The sequence below is a fragment of the Pectinatus cerevisiiphilus genome (assembly GCF_004341685.1).
Classification (GTDB): Bacteria; Bacillota; Negativicutes; order Selenomonadales; family Selenomonadaceae; genus Pectinatus; species Pectinatus cerevisiiphilus.
On the sequence record NZ_SMAA01000013.1, the window covers coordinates 25,648 to 45,499 of the forward strand.

General features: G+C 37.3%; 15 protein-coding genes and 1 pseudogene. 10 read left to right on the forward strand and 6 right to left on the reverse strand.

Annotation, left to right across the window (positions count from 1 at the left end):
* Nucleotides 1-9: 9 nt before the first annotated feature.
* From galU to EDC37_RS08935, 3 genes are all read left to right on the forward strand, one after another.
* The gene (gene galU, locus EDC37_RS08925) at nt 10-912 is read left to right on the forward strand and encodes a UTP--glucose-1-phosphate uridylyltransferase GalU (protein WP_132550522.1); all 903 of its coding nucleotides are present in this window, start codon (nt 10-12) and stop codon (nt 910-912) included.
* Nucleotides 913-1,093: 181 nt separating this feature from the next.
* Nucleotides 1,094-2,563 carry a glucose-6-phosphate isomerase gene (locus EDC37_RS08930; RefSeq protein ID WP_132550524.1) on the forward strand — a complete coding sequence of 490 codons (1,470 nt, stop codon included), beginning with the start codon at nt 1,094-1,096 and terminating at the stop codon, nt 2,561-2,563.
* A gap of 103 nt (nt 2,564-2,666) precedes the next feature.
* A complete protein-coding gene (locus tag EDC37_RS08935) occupies nt 2,667-3,614 on the forward strand; it encodes a D-2-hydroxyacid dehydrogenase (RefSeq protein ID WP_132550526.1) in 948 nt (315 codons plus the stop codon).
* A gap of 227 nt (nt 3,615-3,841) precedes the next feature.
* Here EDC37_RS08935 and EDC37_RS08940 read toward each other — a convergent pair whose 3' ends face one another.
* Nucleotides 3,842-4,144: a helix-turn-helix domain-containing protein gene (locus EDC37_RS08940; RefSeq protein WP_132550528.1), complete on the reverse strand. Its 303-nt coding sequence runs from the start codon at nt 4,142-4,144 to the stop codon at nt 3,842-3,844.
* Between the two features lie 569 nt (nt 4,145-4,713).
* On the opposite strand from EDC37_RS08940, the gene EDC37_RS08945 reads away from it, so the two are divergent.
* Complete coding sequence (locus tag EDC37_RS08945) at nt 4,714-6,435, forward strand: methyl-accepting chemotaxis protein (protein ID WP_132550530.1); 1,722 nt, start codon at nt 4,714-4,716, stop codon at nt 6,433-6,435.
* Nucleotides 6,436-6,710: 275 nt separating this feature from the next.
* Here the strand turns inward: EDC37_RS08945 and uvrA are convergent, their stop codons facing one another.
* Nucleotides 6,711-9,557: an excinuclease ABC subunit UvrA gene (uvrA, locus tag EDC37_RS08950; RefSeq protein ID WP_132550532.1), complete on the reverse strand. Its 2,847-nt coding sequence runs from the start codon at nt 9,555-9,557 to the stop codon at nt 6,711-6,713.
* Nucleotides 9,558-10,023: 466 nt separating this feature from the next.
* Here uvrA and EDC37_RS08955 point away from each other — a divergent pair, with 466 nt between their 5' ends.
* The 6 genes from EDC37_RS08955 to srlE all read left to right on the forward strand — a co-directional run bounded on the left by EDC37_RS08955 (nt 10,024) and on the right by srlE (nt 15,230).
* Nucleotides 10,024-10,989 (forward strand): sugar-binding transcriptional regulator, encoded by a 966-nt coding sequence (locus EDC37_RS08955; RefSeq protein ID WP_132550534.1) that lies wholly within the window; start codon nt 10,024-10,026, stop codon nt 10,987-10,989.
* A gap of 4 nt (nt 10,990-10,993) precedes the next feature.
* Complete coding sequence (locus EDC37_RS08960) at nt 10,994-11,392, forward strand: transcriptional regulator GutM (protein ID WP_132550536.1); 399 nt, start codon at nt 10,994-10,996, stop codon at nt 11,390-11,392.
* A gap of 35 nt (nt 11,393-11,427) precedes the next feature.
* On the forward strand, nt 11,428-11,793 hold the full coding sequence (locus EDC37_RS08965; protein ID WP_132550538.1) for a PTS glucitol/sorbitol transporter subunit IIA: 366 nt from the start codon (nt 11,428-11,430) through the stop codon (nt 11,791-11,793).
* A 44-nt stretch (nt 11,794-11,837) separates the two neighbouring features.
* Nucleotides 11,838-13,145, forward strand: coding sequence for an NAD(P)H-dependent oxidoreductase (locus EDC37_RS12280; protein ID WP_165874490.1), 1,308 nt, complete (start codon nt 11,838-11,840; stop codon nt 13,143-13,145).
* Between the two features lie 548 nt (nt 13,146-13,693).
* Complete coding sequence (gene srlA / locus EDC37_RS08975) at nt 13,694-14,203, forward strand: PTS glucitol/sorbitol transporter subunit IIC (protein WP_132550540.1); 510 nt, start codon at nt 13,694-13,696, stop codon at nt 14,201-14,203.
* A 25-nt stretch (nt 14,204-14,228) separates the two neighbouring features.
* A complete protein-coding gene (srlE, locus tag EDC37_RS08980) occupies nt 14,229-15,230 on the forward strand; it encodes a PTS glucitol/sorbitol transporter subunit IIB (RefSeq protein WP_132550542.1) in 1,002 nt (333 codons plus the stop codon).
* A 116-nt stretch (nt 15,231-15,346) separates the two neighbouring features.
* Here the strand turns inward: srlE and uvrB are convergent, their stop codons facing one another.
* The 4 genes and pseudogenes from uvrB to EDC37_RS12545 all read right to left on the reverse strand — a co-directional run bounded on the left by uvrB (nt 15,347) and on the right by EDC37_RS12545 (nt 19,678).
* Nucleotides 15,347-17,392 carry an excinuclease ABC subunit UvrB gene (gene uvrB / locus EDC37_RS08985; RefSeq protein WP_132550544.1) on the reverse strand — a complete coding sequence of 682 codons (2,046 nt, stop codon included), beginning with the start codon at nt 17,390-17,392 and terminating at the stop codon, nt 15,347-15,349.
* A gap of 238 nt (nt 17,393-17,630) precedes the next feature.
* A complete protein-coding gene (locus EDC37_RS12540; protein WP_243642179.1) occupies nt 17,631-18,485 on the reverse strand; it encodes a translation factor GTPase family protein in 855 nt (284 codons plus the stop codon).
* Between the two features lie 105 nt (nt 18,486-18,590).
* Nucleotides 18,591-18,641: pseudogene (locus tag EDC37_RS12675) on the reverse strand (hypothetical protein); the annotation flags it as partial.
* Nucleotides 18,642-18,646: 5 nt separating this feature from the next.
* A complete protein-coding gene (locus tag EDC37_RS12545; RefSeq protein ID WP_243642180.1) occupies nt 18,647-19,678 on the reverse strand; it encodes a GTP-binding protein in 1,032 nt (343 codons plus the stop codon).
* Nucleotides 19,679-19,852 lie beyond the last annotated feature (174 nt).

A 19,852-nucleotide genomic window follows, 5' to 3' on the forward strand; every position in this document is an offset into this window, starting at 1 on the left:
TAATTATTAATGCAGAAAAAAATCAGAAAAGCTATTATTCCAGCGGCAGGACTTGGTACCCGTTTCTTACCGGCAACGAAAGCGCAGCCAAAAGAAATGCTGCCGATAGTTGATAAACCAGCTATTCAGTTTATTATTGAAGAAGCTATTGCATCTGGAATTGAAGAAATTTTAGTCATAACAGGGCGCAATAAACGTTCTATCGAAGATCATTTTGACCGTTCGTTGGAATTAGAATTGCAGCTCAAGGCCAAGGGAAAGTATGAAATGCTGAAGACTATTGAAGAAATTTCCAATATATCTTTGCTTTTTATTCGACAAAAAGAAGCACGTGGGTTGGGCCATGCTGTTTTGTGTGCTAAACAATTTGTGGGAGACGAACCCTTTGCGGTATTGCTCGGGGATGACTTAGTCGATTCAGAAGTACCTTGTCTTGAACAGCTGATAAAAGCTTATGATGATTTGGGAGGCAGTATCTTAGGCGTGCAGCGCGTGCCCCATTCACAGGTATGCAATTATGGGATAATAGATCCTATCCGTGTGAAGGACAATGTCTGGCTCGCTAAAGATCTCGTTGAAAAACCGGCGCTGGAAAAAGCTCCTTCTGATTTGGCAGTATTGGGAAGATATATATTGGAACCTGAGATTTTCACTATATTGGAACATACTGCGCCTGGCAGTGGTAATGAAATCCAACTTACAGATGCTATTTGTGAATTAAGCAGTAGACAAAAAATATTTGCCTTAAATTTTTCCGGTAGACGCTATGATATTGGCGATAAGGAAGGTTTTTTGGAAGCTACGGTAGAGTATGCACTGAAGCGGCCAGAACTGCGTGATCGGTTTATGGCTTATATGCTCAGGACAATAGGACCAATTCTAAAGGCAGAAAAAGGCTTTTCGGAAGAATGACCTTTATCGGTATGGTTTAAGGAAAATATTTAATGGTATGCAGCAGTTAAAATAATAGTTTATTAAAGTAAGAAACTATTGTAAAATCAGGATAGCGGTAGTTACATGCAAGGTAATTGCTGTTGTGTTTATAATATGTATTGAAAATTAGGCGTTATTTATGAAGAGAGGGACTGTGAAGATGAGTTTGAAGTTAAAATCTGGTTTTGTATTTGACTATGACAATCTTTTGAATGAAAAATGTGTTTCTAAGGATGATGTGACTGCTTTATTACCGCGTTTAAAAAAGGCGCATAAAGCGATGGATGTCATGCGGAAAACTGGTGTGATACGCGGACATTTATCAAAAGACGGTACACCGGAAAAAGTATTGTTCAGCCAGCTGCCTTATATAGAAAAAGGAAATTTGAACTCTCCTGAATCAATAGCCCGCATTAAAAAATTTGGCGAATCGGTTAGAAATCGTGTAGATGCAGTAATTTCTCTCGGCATTGGTGGTTCATTCCTCGGCAATAAAGTTTTATTTGATGTGCAATGCGGCAGTTTTTGGAATTTGAAGACGCGCGAAGAAAGAAAAGGTTACCCAAAAGTTTTTTTCAGTGGGAATAATATTGATCCGCGCAGTACGCAGGATTTACTTAATTATATAGACGATGCAGCTGATATGGCCATGCACCATGACAAGAAAAACCCGCGGAAATATAAAGTAATGCTCATATGTATTTCAAAATCAGGTGGCACGCTTGACACTATGTCAAACTTCATGGTCATTTATAATAAATTGCTAAAAAATAAAAATGTTGAAGTCGAAGTCGTTGCTGTTACCGATCCGAATGAAGAAAAGCCAACATTGCTCAAAAAAATGGCGATAGAAAACAAATGGGAAAGTTTTGCCGTACCGGACGGTGTCGGTGGACGTTTCACGATTTTCTGTGAAGTGGGACTGGTTGTGGCAGCCGTCATCGGTTTTGATATTGAAGCCTTTCTTGAAGGTGCCAGACAGATGGATATCGCCTGCCAAAATGATGATATTTGGCAAAACCCGGCAATGCTCAATGCTGCATTGAAATTTATTGCCGCCGAAAAATATGGACGTGATGAAGAAGTAATGATGCCATATGGTGATTATTTGGAATCTGTTTCCATGTGGTATATACAGTTGCTTGCCGAATCTTTAGGCAAACAGTTCAATAAAGAAGGCAAAGAAGTTTGCTATGGCCGGACACCAATTGTAGCGATTGGCACAAGGGATATGCATTCACAGACACAGCAACACCAAGAAGGAAAACTTAATAAAATCGTACAGTTTATACGTATTGAAAATTGGAAAAACGATTTAACTATACCAAACGCATTTCCTGAAGTAAAAAAACTTGCCGAAATCTCTGGTGTCACTATGGGACAAGCGTTGGAAGTTGCCCGTCAGTCCAATGCTGATGCGCTTATATCAAATAAAAGATTTAATGCCCTTTTCAGTTTACCAGAATTAAATGCTTATCATTTAGGTGAATTGCTTTATATGTTGGCTATGTCTATTGCTTATGAAGGTGAGCTTGCCGATGTGGATGCCTTTAATCAGCCGGGAGTAGAAGCTTATAAACGTATTATGGGTCCTAAACTCCAGCAGGTAAAAGCACAGGGAAAGAAATAAGGATTTTATTGCCGAAGATCCATTTCGGAAGAAAATAAGACTACTTTTGCAAAGCAATACGGACTCTGTTTATATTTTGCCGAAAGAATTGGAGTTGAAAGTCATGAATGTTTTGGTTATGATCCCAGTGCAGGAAAAACATAAGATGTTTCTCGAAAGCAAAGGAAAAGGTTGTAAGTTTGTTTATGCGCAGCAGCCGACTGATGGACAGTTGGCGCAGGCTGATGTGATAATAGGCAATCCGTCTTTGCCGCAGCTGGATAAGGCAGCAGCATTGAAATGGCTGCAGTTGAACAGCGCGGGAGCGCAAGCATATTGCCGCGAAGGCGTTCTGCGCAAAGGTGTGTCCTTGACCAATGCTACAGGTGCGTATGGACTCGCTATATCGGAATATATGCTGGCTGTATTATTGGCAATGCAAAAGAAATTATATGCATATCATGACAATCAAAAAAGGCATTTATGGCATGACGAAGGAGCTGTTACTTCTATAGCCGGAGCTTCTGTGCTCGTTTTGGGACTTGGAGATATCGGCAGGAGTTTTGCAAAGAAAGTGAAAGCTTTAGGTGCTTTTGTAATGGGGGTTAAGAGACGGCGTTCAGTGAAACCAGATTACGTTGATGCCTTATTTACAATGGACGACTTAGAGAAATATCTGCCCAAAGCTGATATTGTAGTGAATAGTCTGCCTGGTACAGATGCGACATACCATCTGCTCGATAAAAGTAAGTTTTCTTTGATGAAAAGGGGCGCTTTTTTCATCAATATAGGAAGAGGTACTTCTGTTATAACAGATGATTTGTGTGACGCTGTTTTATGTGGACAACTCGCTGGAGCAGCAGTGGATGTGACCGATCCGGAGCCTTTACCGGAGGATCACATCATGTGGCAGATTAAAAATATCCATATTACACCGCATACGGCTGGCCAGTATCATTTACCAGCTACGCTGGATAATATAATAAGAATTGCCGGCGATAATTTGGAAAGGTTTTTAAAAAATGAAAAATTGGTAAATGAGGTTGATTTTTCTACTGGTTATAAAAAATAAACTTTAAAATTTTTATGCTATGTAAGAATTTATCTGACATAAATTTTTTCTATAAAATGCCTGTTTGTGTTTAAAATCTATATAGATGAGGGAGAGATTTTCCTCATTTATATAGATTTTTTGTTTTTTATAAATAAATTGTTAAATAAATAGGATAGTTAATGCCATAACAGTAAATAAAAATATTATTTGCTGTTATGGCATCAGACAGAATACACGCTTTGATGCTATTTTTTCATTAATTCTAAAAAAGTCTGTAGTGCGTGACGCTGATCAGGTGTGAGTGTTTTTGCTACATTAATGAGAGGTTCAATATCAAAAGGAATATTTACCGATTCATCAGAAAAAAAGTCATGCAGGCTAATGCCAAGACCTTTGCAAATTTTGCGCAGGGAATCTATTGTCGGTTGTTTTTCACCAAGTTCAATTTGGCGGACAAATCCTTGTGACAAATCTGATGAGATAGCGAGCTTGTTAGTGCTGTATCCTTTTAATTTGCGTAATTCTGTAATTCTTTTAGCTACGTTCATTTTGGGCCACCTTAAAAATAATTCTATAGAAATAATTAATACTAATATAACATAGATTATTATAAAATAATTAATTCTATAGTATTGACATCATAAACTTATAGAATTACAATATTTACAGTTCTATAATATATAGAGATTATAATAATCCAATTAGAAGCAGAAGAATATGATATTCAGATGACTGAAAAATATCAGAATTTATTTCGCAAAGGAAATTACCTCGTGGTGAGAATAGGAAACCTTATGTGTGAGAGGTGTACATATGTCGCGGGATTATACTGTATAGCAAAAGGGTAATAAGGGCTATACAGCCGTAAAGATGACAAGAGCAGCTTAATGGATGAGAAAAATGTTATGTTAATGATTATAATTATTTAACTGTAGACAATAAAAAATTTTCCTTTCAATAAAACACAAAAAATACAAAAGCATAACATTATTCTGCGAAGATATATGTTTACATAGACCATGTGGGTATACACTTTTTACAATTCTTTTATTTTGTTATTTAGCCTGCTGTTTATCAAGGATGATTGTGAACTATCTTAAGGAAAGGTGTGCATTGGATGGCTTGGTTGAATAACTTGAAAGTTGTACAAAAATTAGCATTATTGGTAGCAATTCTATTAGCAGCCGTTATTGTGGTTGGTGGTACCGGATATTATTTCTTAGGTAGGGCTAACGATACTTTAGAAAAGATGTATAACGAGAAAATGGCAGCGACTAATTTACTGATTGAGAATAGAAATCATTCAAGAGCTGTCCAAGCTGATACGTTTAATCTTATGCTTACCAGTGATAAGCAGGAAAATGATGCGTTGTTAAAAGATATAGATGAACGAACGAAAGTTTTTAATGATAATTTGACCAAGGTTGCCGCATTGAATTTGGATAATGAACAAAAAACGGGAATTGATAAAGTTAAAGCGGATTTTGAGCAATATCATGCAATACGGGATCAGGTACTTACTTTGGCTGCACAAAATAGGAATGCAGAAGCATATGCCCTTTATACACAGCAGGGCAGACCGTTGATGGAAGTTTTTAATAAAGATCTTTCTGCAATTTCAGAGCAAATGGATAAGGCGGCTGTACAGATGAATCAGGCCAGCGAAAAGGAGTTTGCTTTTGTCAATAGGTTGTTTATCGGTATTATTGTAGTCGCAATTATTTTAGGAGTTTTGCTCGGCTGGCTTATTACACAGCGTATACAAATTCGTTTGAAAGAAATTGTTGAACATTTAAAAATAATAGCCAAAGGTGATTTTTCGCAAGAAGTTTCAGCGGCCAGTTTGGCTGACAAAAGTGAGTTTGGTAGTGTGTCCAGGGCAGTTGCTGCAATGAGTACGAATGTAAAAAAGCTCATTACACATCTTATGGATACAGCGGAGCAGTTGGCTGCTTCCTCGGAACAGTTAACGGCTAGTGCTGAGCAATCAGCGCAGGCATCAAACCAAGTTGCAGGTTCGGTGGCAGAAGTTGCCAGCGGAGCGGAGAAACAGCTGGGGTTTGCTAATAACACCAATAATATAGTAAAACAAATTTCAAGTGCAATACAACAGGTATCGTCAAATACAGAAACCGTATCAGCAGCTTCTGAAAAGACAGCTGTAGCGGCAAACGGTGGAGAAAAGTCCATTGGGCAGGTTGTAGAGCAGATGAATGTAATAGTGCAGAAAACAAATGACACATCTGGTGTAATCGGTGAATTGGCAGAAAAATCAAAACAAATAAGCCAGATCGTAGATGTGATTTCTGCTATAGCCGGCCAGACTAATCTTTTGGCTTTGAATGCGGCCATAGAGGCAGCCAGAGCAGGAGAAGCAGGAAAAGGCTTTGCGGTAGTGGCGGAAGAGGTTAGAAAACTTGCTGAACAGTCACAAAGTGCAGCAAAACAAATAACTGATTTGATTAATGAAGTACAAGCAAGAACTGAAAACGCAGTAAGCTTTATGGAGGATGGAAAGACAGAAGTTGAAGCAGGCACGAAAGTTGTAGCAGATGCAGGAGAAGGGTTTAAACAAATATTATCTATGGTGCGGAATATGACAGGGCAAATTCATGAAATCTCAGCAGCTGTGCAAAAAATGACAGGCAGTGTAGGCCATGTGGTTACTGCTGTGCAGAGCATCAACGATGAAAGCAAGAAGACTTCAGAACAAACTCAGACTATATCAGCAGCCACTGAGGAACAATCTGCATCCGTTGAAGAAATCGCTTCAGCAAGCCAGCATTTGGCAAAAATGGCCGATGGTTTGCAAAATTCGATAAAGGCATTTAAGGTCTAAATATTAATAAACAGTTTGTAACTTACAGCATGAAACACGGTAAGCAGTGTTTTATGCTGTTTTTTATTTGCTAGTAAATAAAATAGCTTGATAAACGGGTACATAATTTTGGGGCTGTGGATAGAAAAAGATTACTAGAATAGGATTTTCTTCATTGTCATATAAAAATAGCTGGAATAAGATTTTAAACCAGCTTATTCCAGCATTTTGGTAATCCATTTAATTTATGCTTTAAAAATAAAACATCAGCGTGGAAAATTTCTTTTTAGATAAATTTATTTAATTCTTTTTGTCAGCTTAATACCTTCCGCTAATACTGGAGCTAAAAATTGTCCAGTATAGGATTCTTTAACCTGCACTATTTGTTCAGGAGTTCCCTTGGCAACGATAGTACCGCCCTTATCACCGCCCTCAGGGCCGAGATCGATTATGTAGTCAGCGGTTTTTATTACGTCGAGATTGTGTTCGATGACGACTACCGTGTCACCATTATCTACTAGTCTTTGTAATACGTCCAGCAGCTTGTGGATATCTGCGGTATGCAGCCCTGTCGTTGGTTCATCTAAGATGTAAAGCGTTCTGCCCGTACTCCTTTTAGCAAGCTCAGTGGCTAATTTTACACGCTGGGCTTCACCGCCGGATAATGTCGTGGCCGGTTGCCCCAATTGTATATAACCGAGGCCGACATCCTGAAGAATTTGCAGTTGGCGATGTAGTCTGGGGATATTTTTGAAAAATTCAACAGCATCGTCTACGACCATTTGTAAAACTTCGGATATGTTTTTTCCTTTATATTTTACTTCGAGGGTTTCACGGTTGTAGCGGGTTCCTTTACATACCTCGCAGGGAACATACACATCTGGTAAAAAATGCATTTCAATTTTTAAAATACCGTCGCCATGGCAGGCCTCGCAACGTCCGCCTTTGACATTGAAGCTAAATCGACCTGGTTTATAACCACGCATTTTAGCTTCATTGGTTTGGCTGAAAACTTCTCTTATCGTATCGAAGACGCTTGTATAGGTGGCAGGATTGGAGCGCGGCGTACGTCCTATTGGCGATTGGTCAATGTTAATAATTTTATCTATATTTTCTATTCCCTTAATAGCTTTGTGTTTACCGGGCTTACCTCTGTTTATATAAAGACTGGCGGCAAGTCCTTTATATAAAATTTCATTTACAAGTGTTGATTTTCCGGAACCCGATACACCAGTGACGAGGGTGAGAGTACCAAGTGGAAATTTTACACGAATGTTTTTTAGATTGTTTTCGGCGGCACCGATGATTTCAACAAATTTTCCATTGCCCTTTCTTCTTTGCAGGGGTACGGGAATAAATTTTTTACGGCTCATATATTGACCAGTAATTGAAGCTGGTATTTTTTTTATTTCTTCAGCGGTTCCTTGGGCAACTACTCTGCCGCCATTGGCACCGGCTTCTGGACCAATATCAATAATGTGGTCAGCCGCATACATGGTATCTTCATCATGTTCCACGACAATAAGGGTATTACCGAGGTCGCGCAGATGTTTCAGTGTAGCTAAGAGGCGATTATTGTCACGCTGGTGCAGACCAATACTGGGTTCATCAAGTATATATAAGACACCGGTCAGGCCTGAACCTATCTGTGTGGCAAGTCTTATGCGCTGGGCTTCACCGCCGGATAATGTTCCAGCAGCCCGACCCAGGGTGAGATAGTCAAGTCCTACATTGAGTAGAAAACCGAGACGGGCATGTATTTCTTTTAAAATTTGTGAAGCAATAAGCTTTTGGCGTTTATCAAGTTTAAGTTCGCGGAAAAACTTATCTGCTTCAGCGATTGTCATATTTGTGACTTCATTTATATTTTTGTCGCCTATTGTTATGGCCAGAGCTTCTGGTTTTAGGCGCGCCCCACCGCACAACGGGCATGGAGTAGTGCTCATATAAGCTTCGTAACCTTCACGCATCACGTCAGAATTAGTTTCTTTATAACGGCGAGCTAGAAGAGGCATGACACCTTCAAAGGGTATATCGTAATTTTTTATTTCACCAAACATATTTTCGTAAGTAAAGGAAAAAGATTCTTCAGTAGTACCGTAGAGAATGATTTTTTGTACGTCCTTTTTTACGGCAGACCATGGAGTATCAAGGGTATAGCCGTATGTCTTAAGAATGGCAGCAATTTGGCACATCGCATATGAGGCAGGATTTTTGGACAAAGGAGCAAATAAACCTTCTGCGAAGGTCAGATTTTTGTTTGGCATAACAAGATCAAGGTCAAATTCCTGGTGACTGCCAAGACCGTCACATTTTGGACAGGCACCATAAGGACTATTAAAGGAAAAAAGACGTGGTGCTATTTCCGGCAGGCTTATACCGCAGTCTATACAGGCAAAGTTCTGGCTGTACATTAAAAGTTCACCATCAACTATTTGTACATAAACTATATCACTGCCGAGCTTGAGGGCAGTTTCCAATGAATCTGCAAGGCGGGATTCTATGCCTTTCCGTACAGTTAATCTGTCAACGATTACTTCAATAGTATGTTTCTTGTTTTTTTCTAGGGTTATTTCGTCATTAATATCAAGAATTTCATTGTCTACACGAACACGTACATAACCTTGTTTGCGTATATTTTCAAGCAGTTTCCGGTGTGCGCCCTTTTTGCCGCGTACTACTTGTGCCATTATCAGGAGTTTTGTTTTTTCGGGCAGGTTCATAATATTATCGAGAATTTGATCAACTGTTTGCTGTGTTATCGGTTTGCCGCAGTTAGGACAATGGGGCTTCCCAGCCCGGGCAAACAACAACCGCAGGTAGTCATATATTTCTGTAACAGTACCGACGGTGGAACGAGGGTTCCTGCTAGTCGTTTTCTGGTCTATAGAGATAGCGGGTGAAAGACCTTCTATGTAATCAACGTCTGGTTTATCCATCTGGCCAAGAAATTGTCTGGCGTAAGAGGAGAGAGATTCCACATAACGTCTCTGACCTTCAGCATAGATCGTATCAAAGGCTAGTGAAGATTTTCCTGACCCAGACAGGCCGGTTATTACGACAAGTTTATCCCGAGGAATGGAGAGACTGATATTTTTTAAATTATGGGCACGAGCGCCCTTTATTTTTATTGAATCGGGCAAATTTGTCAACTCCTGTATCTATTAAAAGTTTTAGTCATCCATAAAAAAACTACTATAAAACAGTATATAGTAAAAATCATTTTTTTTCCAGAACTTATTCATAAAAACCGAATATATAAATTCAATTTGCCGAATTAATTATATAGAGTTAGCTGAGAACTATTTTATTTAATGATGATTAAAGTGATTGTATGTGCCGGATAAATGGTAGGTATTATTTTACAAAAGTTATTACTATAGAACAAATGTAAATAAGATATATTGATTATGTTACTTTTACATTTGTTCTGATTCGAATATATTGAAAACATAAATCCTTTAGTGTAATATAATTATCAGAAAAAAGATAAAAGTCATAAATGATAGTTTATATTATTTGATATTTATATTAAGCAATATATAAAATACCTTTAAAGATAGAAAGATTAAGTAATTATTATATATTGTGGAAATTGTGGAGTTAAGTGTGAAAAAAATAGTTGATGATATAAGATTAATTTTTAAATGTTGTAGTTTGTATTATGATGATGGATTAAATCAACAAGAGATTTCTGATATATTACAAATTTCCCGCCCATCGGTGGCAAGAATGATAAAAAGTGGGCATGAGAATGGAATTGTTAAAATTGAGGTCATAAATCCTGATAACGTGGCATTTGGTAATCTTGAAAGAGAAATAGAAAAAAAATTTGGTCTATCAGAAGTTATAATTGCTGCTTCTGGAAATGCAGCACTTACGGATGCTATAAATGAAGATATTGCTAAAGAGACATTCAAATTTCTTTCACGCGTAATTGAAGATAAAGATTTTGTAGGAGTTACGATGGGACGTACCTTACTCAACTTATTACAGGGACATTACGCAGTTGAATCGAAAAAATGCACATTTGTCCCAATTATGGGGGGGATGGATGAAAATAGGTATGACATTCATTCTAATTATGTAGCGATGTCATTTGCCAAAGTATTTCATGCGGATTGTCTTCAATTTTTTGCCCCGTTAGTTTTTTCAAAACCTGATATGCTTAAACAATTTTTAGAAGAATATTCTATGCAGCGTATTGTAAAAGCTTTTAAAAAAATATCGATTGTGGTTATGGGGATTGGTGTGTCGGCAAAAGAAACTTCTACTTTGGTTAAGGCTGGATATATTAGTGAAGAATTGTTTGATAAGTTTATTGAGTTAGGTATGGTAGGAGATGCTGCTGCACAATTTTATGATAGAAATGGTTCAACTGAACAATTCGCGTCATTTAATCATCTGATTGCAGCTATGCCGATAGATGATTTAAAAAAAGTACGCTGCAGAGTAGGAATTGCAGCAGGAAAAAATAAATTAGAAAGTTTGTTAGGGGCAATAAAGGGAAAGATAATAAACGTTTTGATAACTGATTCTGAATCAGCTGAGGATTTATTAAATTATAAGGAGTAAAGATATGGATATTACTATTTTGGGAATCTGTTTATTGATTTTTATGGTAATACAGGCGATTGGGACATATTTTCAAGTACGCTTATATAAGAAATCAATACGACGGCTTCATAAAAAGGGAAATATTGGTATTGGCGGTAAAAGATCATTTTTCTCGGGGAATATTGTGATAATCGCTTGCGATAAAAATGGAAATATAGTAGACGGAGAAATTTTATCTGGGTTTACCATTTTTAATAGATTTAAAAAAATAAAGGAACTTATTAATGAAAATATTTTTATGATAAAAGCTGAATATAAACTCCTCAACAAAAGGCAAAGGAAGAAAATGCAAGGACATATTCAAGCTATTGATGCCTTATGTGAACGGTTACAAAAAGAAAAAGCAATGCTGAGCATATAGAAAATATTACTTTTACATGAAGGGAGATGATAAAAATGAAGTATAGCAGTAATATAACTGGGTGGGGAATGGAAGCAATAGGTTTTTTGAAAGAATTGAATTACTTAATTGTTTTTGATGATAATGCACCACCAGAACTAGCTGAAATATCTGTTTTACATGAAAAATCTAAATTAAATGGTTGGATTAAAAAAGGGGATACTTTGATAATTGGTAAAAAAGCTTTCGATATAACTGCTGTTGGGGAAGAAGCTCAAAATACATTTAGACAAATGGGACACGCAACTTTAAATTTCTCAGGTGGAGAAGTACCTTTTTTACCAGGACATATAATGCTTTGTGGACAGGAAGTATTGACTGAGAAGGATATACAAAAGGGTGTCAATATAAGTATCTATTAATATGCTGTTTCAAAACTTAATATAAATTTGGAGTGTGAATAACTATGTTAAACATGGATCAAAAGCTTTTAAAAAGAGAAGAAGAAGGTAAGATTATTCGTACCGGTATAGTCGGTGCAGGTCAAATGGGAAGAGGTATGGTAACCCAGATGGCAATCATGAAGGGAATATCACCAGCAATTGTATCTAATATAAAGCTGGAAAATGTTATAAATGCTTTTCATTATGCAGGAATAACTGATGATCAAATAGTTGTTGCTAAAACGTTGGAAGAAGCTAATAAATATATGGAAATGGGGAAATATGTTGCTACCGAAAATTCAGAACTAATATCCCAAGCCAATTTGGTGGAATGTGCTATTGATGTAACAGGTGTCCCGGAAGTCGGTGTAAAAATAGCAATAGATTCTATGAATAACGGTAAACATGTTGTAATGATGGACGTAGAAACAGATGTAGTAATAGGACCCTATTTGAAGAAATTGGGCGAAAAAAATAATGTTATATATACTGGCTCGGCGGGAGATGAACCAGGTACTGTTATGGAGCTTTACTCATTTGCTAAAGCTATGGGGATGCAGGTTAAGGTTATGGGTAAAGGTAAAAATAATAAATTGGATTATGCGTGCAATCCAGATACAGTACTTCCAGAAGCAACTCGTCGGAAAATGAGTCCAAGAATGCTATGCGCATTTAAGGACGGGACTAAAACAATGGTAGAGATGACAGCAATGTCAAATGCAACAGGCCTGATTCCTGATATTATTGGTGGACATGGACCTTCTGCTTCACCGGCGGAAAGATGTAAGGAATTAAATAGTATTTTCCGGTTGAAAAAAGATGGTGGGATACTTAATAAGCATGGTGTAGTAGAATATGTCAATGGTATAGCTCCAGGGGTTTTTGTTACAATAGCTACAGAAAATGCAGAAATTGCTTATCAGATGCAATATCATAGTATGGGACCAGGTCCATTGTGGACGTTATATCGGCCATATCATTTGTGCAATCTTGAAACACCACTTACGGTTGCTAAAGCTGTAATAGATAGGGAACCAACAATTATCCCTATTGACGGGCCTGTAAGCGAATGTATAACAGTGGCTAAAAAGGATTTAAAAGCAGGTGAATATATAGATGGTATTGGTGGATACACTACTTATGGTTCTATTGCTACTGCTGAAGAAACCCGTGCTAATGGATATGTTGTCTATGGTTTGATAAATAAGAAAAGTAAGATGAAAAAAGATGTCAAAAAAGGGCAATTGCTTACTTTAAGCGATGTAGAACTTGATACAAGTACACAGCTTTATAATGTTCGAAAAGAACAGGATGATATGTATAGAAAGTAATTGAGGAGTGAGTCTTTATGTGTTGTATAAATAAAAAACCACTGCAAAACGGCAATTTTACAGTGGTAAGTATGGTTATTATCTTTGGCTGATATCTAACCAATACAAGAATACGATAACATAAAGTTCCTGTCAATAAATAAGTAATTATTTCAGATGGAATTTTATTCCATCTGAAATTTTATATCTAAAAATTGATCATTAATATTTTCCTTCTGTAAATATTGATATTTGTAGGGACTATGCCATAATTTATCTGACAAAGTACATATTTAAAGATATTGCTGAAATCAGTATATATGTTTTTATTATAAACATGTACAGTAATTTAGAAAATAAAACGAAAATTTTGCAGAATAAACTGTTAAAAGAAGTTTTATAGGAAAATATTTTATGGTTAATATTATAATGGCTTTTGCTTGTAATAGATTTGATATAGAAACAGAAAATAGAGTTAGATTCTTGGTTCCTGTTTTTAATTTTAGTAAGTTAATAGTAATTATAAGAAATATGTGAAAAATTATTTTTATGAGAAAAGAAGGGGTATTATGGAAATTATTGCAGCTTTAGCAAATAGCTTTATTGAATTATTTAAAGCGGGGGCAGCAACTTTTGTTTCTTGGGTCACCGGAATTATTCCTCTAGTAATAGTATTAATGACTGCAGTGAGTGCCGTTATTAAATTAATAGGGGAAGATAAGGTTTATAGCATGGCTAAAACAGCTACAAAATATACAATAACGCGTTATACGATCGTTCCTATTTTGGCTGTTATATTTTTGGCTAATCCTATGTGTTACTCTTTTGGCCGTTTTGTTGAAGAAAAATATAAACCGGCTTTTTATGATGCAACTGTAAGTTTTCTACATCCTGTAACGGGCTTGTTTCCCCATGCTAATGGTGGTGAATTATTTGTGTATATGGGGATTGCTACAGGAATAAGTAATCTTGGTCTCCCATTAGGTGATCTAGCTGTTCGATATTTTTTTGTAGGAATAGTAGTAATTTTAATTCGCGGTGTAGTAACGGAAAAAATATATACTATGATGAAAAAATAGATTGAAAGTAAAGGAGATAGATTTGATGTATAAATCGGTTACTATAAAAAGAGGTAAAGCTGGATGGGGTGGACCTTTGACAATAACACCAACAGACAGTCGTAATAAAATATTATGTGTGACAGGTGGTGGAATACATCCTGTAGCTCAAAAAATAGCAGAAATGACAGGTGGCATACCTGTTGATGGATTTAGTACAGGGATTCCCGACGAAGAAGTAATGGTTGCAGTTGTTAACTGTGGTGGAACTGCACGTTGTGGTGTCTACCCTAAGAAGAAAATATTTACTGTTAATTTAACAGCTGTAGGAAAATCAGGGCCTTTAGCGCAATTTATGACAGAAGACATTTATGTTTCAGATGTGACGGAAGATTGTATAACTTTTGCTGATGTCGAAGCAGTTACTGCCTCAGTAAAGCAAGTGGAGACGATAGCTTCTCAAGCAAAAACAAAAGCGCAGGCAAGAGAAGAATTAGCAAAAATGAACGCGGGGAAGAAAAAAAATATTATTACGCGAATAGGTATCGGCGTCGGTTCTGTCGTTAATAAATTTTATCAGGCCGGACGTGAAACTATTGATATGGTAATAAAAAATATTTTACCTTTTATGGCCTTTGTGAGTATGATTTTAGGAATAATCAGTGCGTCTGGTATAGGGAATATTATAGCTAAAACATTGTCACCATTGGCTAGCACGTTGCCAGGAATGATAGGAATATCCATCGTTTGTGCGTTGCCTTTTATTTCACCGGTGCTTGGTCCGGGGGCAGTAATAGCCCAGGTGGTAGGCAGCCTGCTTGGCGTTGAAATTGGGTTAGGTCATATTCCTCCTCAATACGCTTTACCCGCTTTGTTTGCAATTAATGCCCAAGTCGGAGCTGACTTTGTTCCAGTAGGCTTGAGTCTGGGAGAAGCAGAACCTGAAACAATAGAACTTGGTGTGCCAGCAGTACTTTATTCTAGGCTGATTACAGGACCGGTAGCTGTAATCATAGCATATATATCCAGTATGGGACTTTATTCGTAAAATAATATGTAAAAATTGACTTTGAATAGACAAAAAGCAGAGTCCCCATAATAAAATATGGCTGACTCTGTTTTTATATTAATGCGAATAGTTTTGTCATGAATGCTAGCAATTAATTATTTCCTGTGTTTAGAAACTTTAGTATTGGCTTTATTTTGCAATTCGAATATTACATCACGCAATTCGGCGGCTTTTTCAAATTCAAGGGCCCGTGATGCCGCTTGCATTTCTTTTGTGAGTGTGCCAATTAGTTTTTGCCGTTCTTTAGCAGTCATTTTTAGCTTCTTTTTAGAGGTTTTATATTCTGTGGTATTTTCAGCTACCATCGTAGTTTCAATAAGATTTTTAACCTTTTTTTCAATTGTTTTAGGGATAATACCGTGTTTTTTATTATAATCATCCTGAACTTTACGCCTACGGTCGGTTTCGTCGATAGCTTTTTTCATGGAATCTGTCATCCGATCGGCATATAATATTACTTTCCCATGGGCATTGCGGGCAGCTCTTCCCATTGTTTGGATTAGTGACGTTTCTGAGCGGAGAAAGCCTTCTTTGTCGGCATCAAGAATTGCTACCAGAGATACTTCTGGCATATCAAGGCCTTCTCGTAAAAGGTTTATGCCTACCAATACATCAAAGACGCCCAGCCGCAAATCACGGATTATTTCTGCCCGTTCTATTGTGGCTATATCAGAGTGAAGATAACGGACTTTTATCCCCATTTCTTTTAAATAGTCAGTCAAATTTTCTGCCATTTTTTTGGTTAAAGTAGTGATAAGGACACGTTCGTGTTTATCCATGCGGAGGTGAATTTCGTTTAAAAGATCATCCATTTGGTTTTGTAAAGGACGTATTTCTATCTCGGGGTCGAGAAGGCCGGTAGGTCTAATGACTTGTTCCACTATTTGGCTGGCTTGTGCAAGTTCATACGGTGCAGGTGTGGCAGAAACATAAATTATTTGGTTAATTCTAGCAACAAATTCTTCAAAACGCAGTGGGCGGTTATCAAATGCAGAAGGCAGCCGAAACCCGTTATCTACAAGTGATACCTTACGCGAACGGTCGCCTGCGTACATAGCACGCAGTTGCGGCAGGGTAACATGGGATTCGTCTATTACGATGAGAAAATCGTCTGGAAAATAATCCAGTAAGGTATAGGGGGAATCACCTTTTTTTCGCCCGGTCAGATGGCGCGAATAGTTTTCGATACCGGAACAATAGCCCATTTCCTGCATTATTTCCAAGTCATAATTAGTACGTTGTTTAAGCCTTTGTGCTTCTAGCAGTTTGCCTTCACCTTTTAGGTATTGGAGTTGTTCATTGAGTTCAACTTCGATGGATTTTATGGCTTTATCCATCTTTTCCGGTGAAGTGACATAATGGGAAGCAGGAAAAACAGTGACACTTTTTCGTTCACTGAGTATTTCTCCGGTGAGCGGGTCAAATTCACTGATACGGTCCACTTCATCACCAAAAAGTTCTATTCTTACGGCACGGTCTTGATAGCCGGCAGGATAAACTTCAATAATATCACCATGGACGCGAAATTTACCACGTACGAAATTGATGTCGTTTCGTTCATATTGTATTTGTACTAATTTTTTTAGAATGGCATCGCGGGGATATTCTTCACCGCGGCGTACTGATAAAACTAATTCGTAGTAATCTTCCGGGGAACCTAAGCCATATATACATGACACACTTGCTACGATAATGACGTCACGTCTTTCGAATAATGAGCATGTAGCGGAATGGCGCAGTTTATCAATTTCATCATTGATGGAGGAATCTTTTTCTATGTATGTATCTGTCTGGGCAATATAGGCTTCTGGTTGATAATAGTCATAGTAACTGACAAAATATTCAACTGCATTATTGGGGAAAAATTCTTTGAATTCGCTGGCAAGCTGTGCTGCCAGTGTTTTATTATGTGCTATTACTAAAGTTGGTTTTTGTACTTTCTCAATCACTTTAGCTATAGTAAATGTTTTTCCTGTTCCTGTGGCACCAAGCAGTACTTGGGCCGTTTGTCCGTTTTCGATGCCGGCGGACAGGTCTTTGATTGCTTTTTTTTGATCACCCATTGGTTCAAAAGGGGCAACAACTTTAAAAGGAGTTTTTTCCGATAAGTGAAGTGTGTTTAGTTTCGGTACAGTAGCCATATTAACTCCTCCTTATGAGTAAGTAGTTCATTATTTACCAAAATTATTTTAGTGGAATTTTAAAAATTGTTTAGGGAAGAACAGTTTCTGTCTTTGCTTTAAACTGACAAGGCTGGAAATAAAAAAAATCCGCACTAAATAAAGTATAGCTTAATAGTACGGATTTGTGAACTGTTCATTATGAATAAAATGAATAAAAAATTTATAACTAAAATTTATAACTCAGGTTTAGTGGTGCTTATTTTGTTAAAAGTGTATCACGGATTTTGGCAGGAATTTCTTCGTAATGAGAAAATTTCAAGGCATAGCTGCCGCGTCCTTGTGTTTGCGAACGTAGCTCAATTGCGTATTTTGTAAGTTCCGCTTCGGGCACCTGCGCTTGTATTTTGCTGATAGATAAAGACGGACTGGTCGTGCTCATAATGCGCCCCCTATGTGCGGTCAAGCCGTTTATAACAGTCCCCATAAAATAATTAGGGGTAACTATGTCAACTAGATAATAAGGTTCTAAAATGATGGGGTTCGCTTCAGGAACGGCTTTTTTTAAAGCAAGTGATGCTGCTGCTTTAAAAGCCTGTTCTGATGAATCGACAGTATGGTAAGACCCGTCATAAAGATTGACTTTGATATCAGTCATAGGATAGCCGGCGATAAGGCCTTTGGCTAGTGTTTCTTTTACTCCTTTTTCAACTGCGGGAATATATTGACGGGGAACAGCACCACCAAATATGGATTCGGTGAATATAATGCCGCTGCTGCGGTCTAAAGGTGAAATTTCTAACCAGACATCGCCATATTGGCCGTGACCACCGCTTTGTTTTTTGTATTTGCCCTCTGCCTTAGCATTTTTCTTTATGGTTTCCATGTAAGCGATAGATGGTTCTTGCAGACAGGCTGTTACACCAAATTTGCGCTTTAGTTTTTCAAGTGCTATCGTGAGGTGAAGTTCACCTACGCCGCTGATACATAATTCATTTGTTTGTTCATCTCTGGTAATTTTTATACTAGGTTCTTCATCAGTAAGTCGGCAAAGAGCAGTCCCCAACCTATCTTCATCTGCTTTATCTTTGGCTGTTATAGCCATTTTATACATGGGTTCAGCATAATTTAGTTTTTCATAAAGGATAGGAAGTTTTTCTACACATAATGTATCATTTGTTTTACTGTACTGTAATTTATTGATAATAATAATATCACCAGCGGCAGCCTGCTTAATGTTTTTTTGATTTTTCCCGCAGGCTGTATATATGGAACCTAATCGTTCAGCTTTTTTTCGTTCGGGTTGTAAAGCGTACTGTTTTCTGTTATACTGCCTGATAATATTTTTACATAGCTTGTTCTGCCGATGAACTGGTCGACTACTGTTTTAAAAATAAATGAAGAAAAAGCATCCTCTGTGGAACGCTCTTCTATTTCTTGCGTAAGAGGATTGACACCGACAGATGTTTTAAAGTAAGGAGTGGGCATGTATTCTACAATACTGTTTAAAAGCTGTCTAAAACCGACACATTTTTCAGCTGAGCCGCATAATACAGGAAAAATTTTTGCATTTACTATACCTTCAATAAGGGCAGCAGCAGTTTCTGTTTCAGTTATTTCTTTTCCGTCCAAATATTTTTCAAGCAGTTCGTCATTAAATTCTGCTATGGATTCAAGCAGCATATGACGGGCGGTGTCTACAGCGGATTTCATATAATCGGGAATGTCATATATCTGTGTTTTGTTTTTTATTAACACTTTAGTGTTCATCGTTATGAGATCGGCTACCCCATGAAAACTGTTTGCCTGTCCTATAGGAATTTGGATAGGAACTACACCTTTACCAAAAGTTGCGCGCAGTTCATCTATTGTTTTATTAAAATCTACATATTCGCGATCGAGTTTATTTATAAAAATAGCCCGTGGAAGAGATAGCTTTTGGGCATAATGCCAAGCTTTAGTGGTGCTCACTTCGACACCTGAAGAGGCTGATACTACTATGAGAGCTGCTTCAGATACGGACATAGCCGCTTGGACTTCACTAGTGAAATCAGGATAGCCAGGAGTATCGAGTAAATTTATTTTATAGCCCTGCCATTCGCAGGCACCAAGAGAAGTATTAATACTCATTTTTCTTTTTATTTCTTCAGGTTCGTAATCAAGTGCAGAGGTTCCTTCCCGCGTTTTACCTAAGCGGCCTATGCTGCCCGACTTATATAAACACGCTTCGGCGATGGATGTTTTTCCGCATTTACTGTGGCCTACTATTGCGATGTTCCTTATATTTGTGCTGTTGTATGTTGTCATGATATCAGCCTCCTTTAATAAATGTATTATTATAATTATTCTGTATTAAGAGAAAATTACCTTTTAATGTTTTATTATTTCAATCAGTATGGCAGTGTATTATGGATTTTAGAAAAATTTTTCAATAGCTGATATAAAAAATTTAAGAGTATTACTGGTGGTTTTATTTATATT

Excerpts from the sequence above, each read along its gene's own strand:
- EDC37_RS08945 (WP_132550530.1), top strand. The coding sequence starts at position 4,714 with ATGGCTTGGTTGAATAACTTGAAAGTTGTACAAAAATTAGCATTATTG.
- srlE (WP_132550542.1), top strand. The coding sequence starts at position 14,229 with ATGTATAAATCGGTTACTATAAAAAGAGGTAAAGCTGGATGGGGTGGA.
- galU (WP_132550522.1), top strand. The coding sequence starts at position 10 with ATGCAGAAAAAAATCAGAAAAGCTATTATTCCAGCGGCAGGACTTGGT.
- EDC37_RS08940 (WP_132550528.1), bottom strand. The coding sequence starts at position 4,144 with ATGAACGTAGCTAAAAGAATTACAGAATTACGCAAATTAAAAGGATAC.
- EDC37_RS08935 (WP_132550526.1), top strand. The coding sequence starts at position 2,667 with ATGAATGTTTTGGTTATGATCCCAGTGCAGGAAAAACATAAGATGTTT.
- EDC37_RS12545 (WP_243642180.1), bottom strand. The coding sequence starts at position 19,678 with ATGACAACATACAACAGCACAAATATAAGGAACATCGCAATAGTAGGC.
- EDC37_RS08965 (WP_132550538.1), top strand. The coding sequence starts at position 11,428 with ATGAAGTATAGCAGTAATATAACTGGGTGGGGAATGGAAGCAATAGGT.
- srlA (WP_132550540.1), top strand. The coding sequence starts at position 13,694 with ATGGAAATTATTGCAGCTTTAGCAAATAGCTTTATTGAATTATTTAAA.
- EDC37_RS08960 (WP_132550536.1), top strand. The coding sequence starts at position 10,994 with ATGGATATTACTATTTTGGGAATCTGTTTATTGATTTTTATGGTAATA.
- EDC37_RS08930 (WP_132550524.1), top strand. The coding sequence starts at position 1,094 with ATGAGTTTGAAGTTAAAATCTGGTTTTGTATTTGACTATGACAATCTT.
- EDC37_RS12540 (WP_243642179.1), bottom strand. The coding sequence starts at position 18,485 with ATGTATAAAATGGCTATAACAGCCAAAGATAAAGCAGATGAAGATAGG.
- EDC37_RS12280 (WP_165874490.1), top strand. The coding sequence starts at position 11,838 with ATGTTAAACATGGATCAAAAGCTTTTAAAAAGAGAAGAAGAAGGTAAG.
- uvrB (WP_132550544.1), bottom strand. The coding sequence starts at position 17,392 with ATGGCTACTGTACCGAAACTAAACACACTTCACTTATCGGAAAAAACT.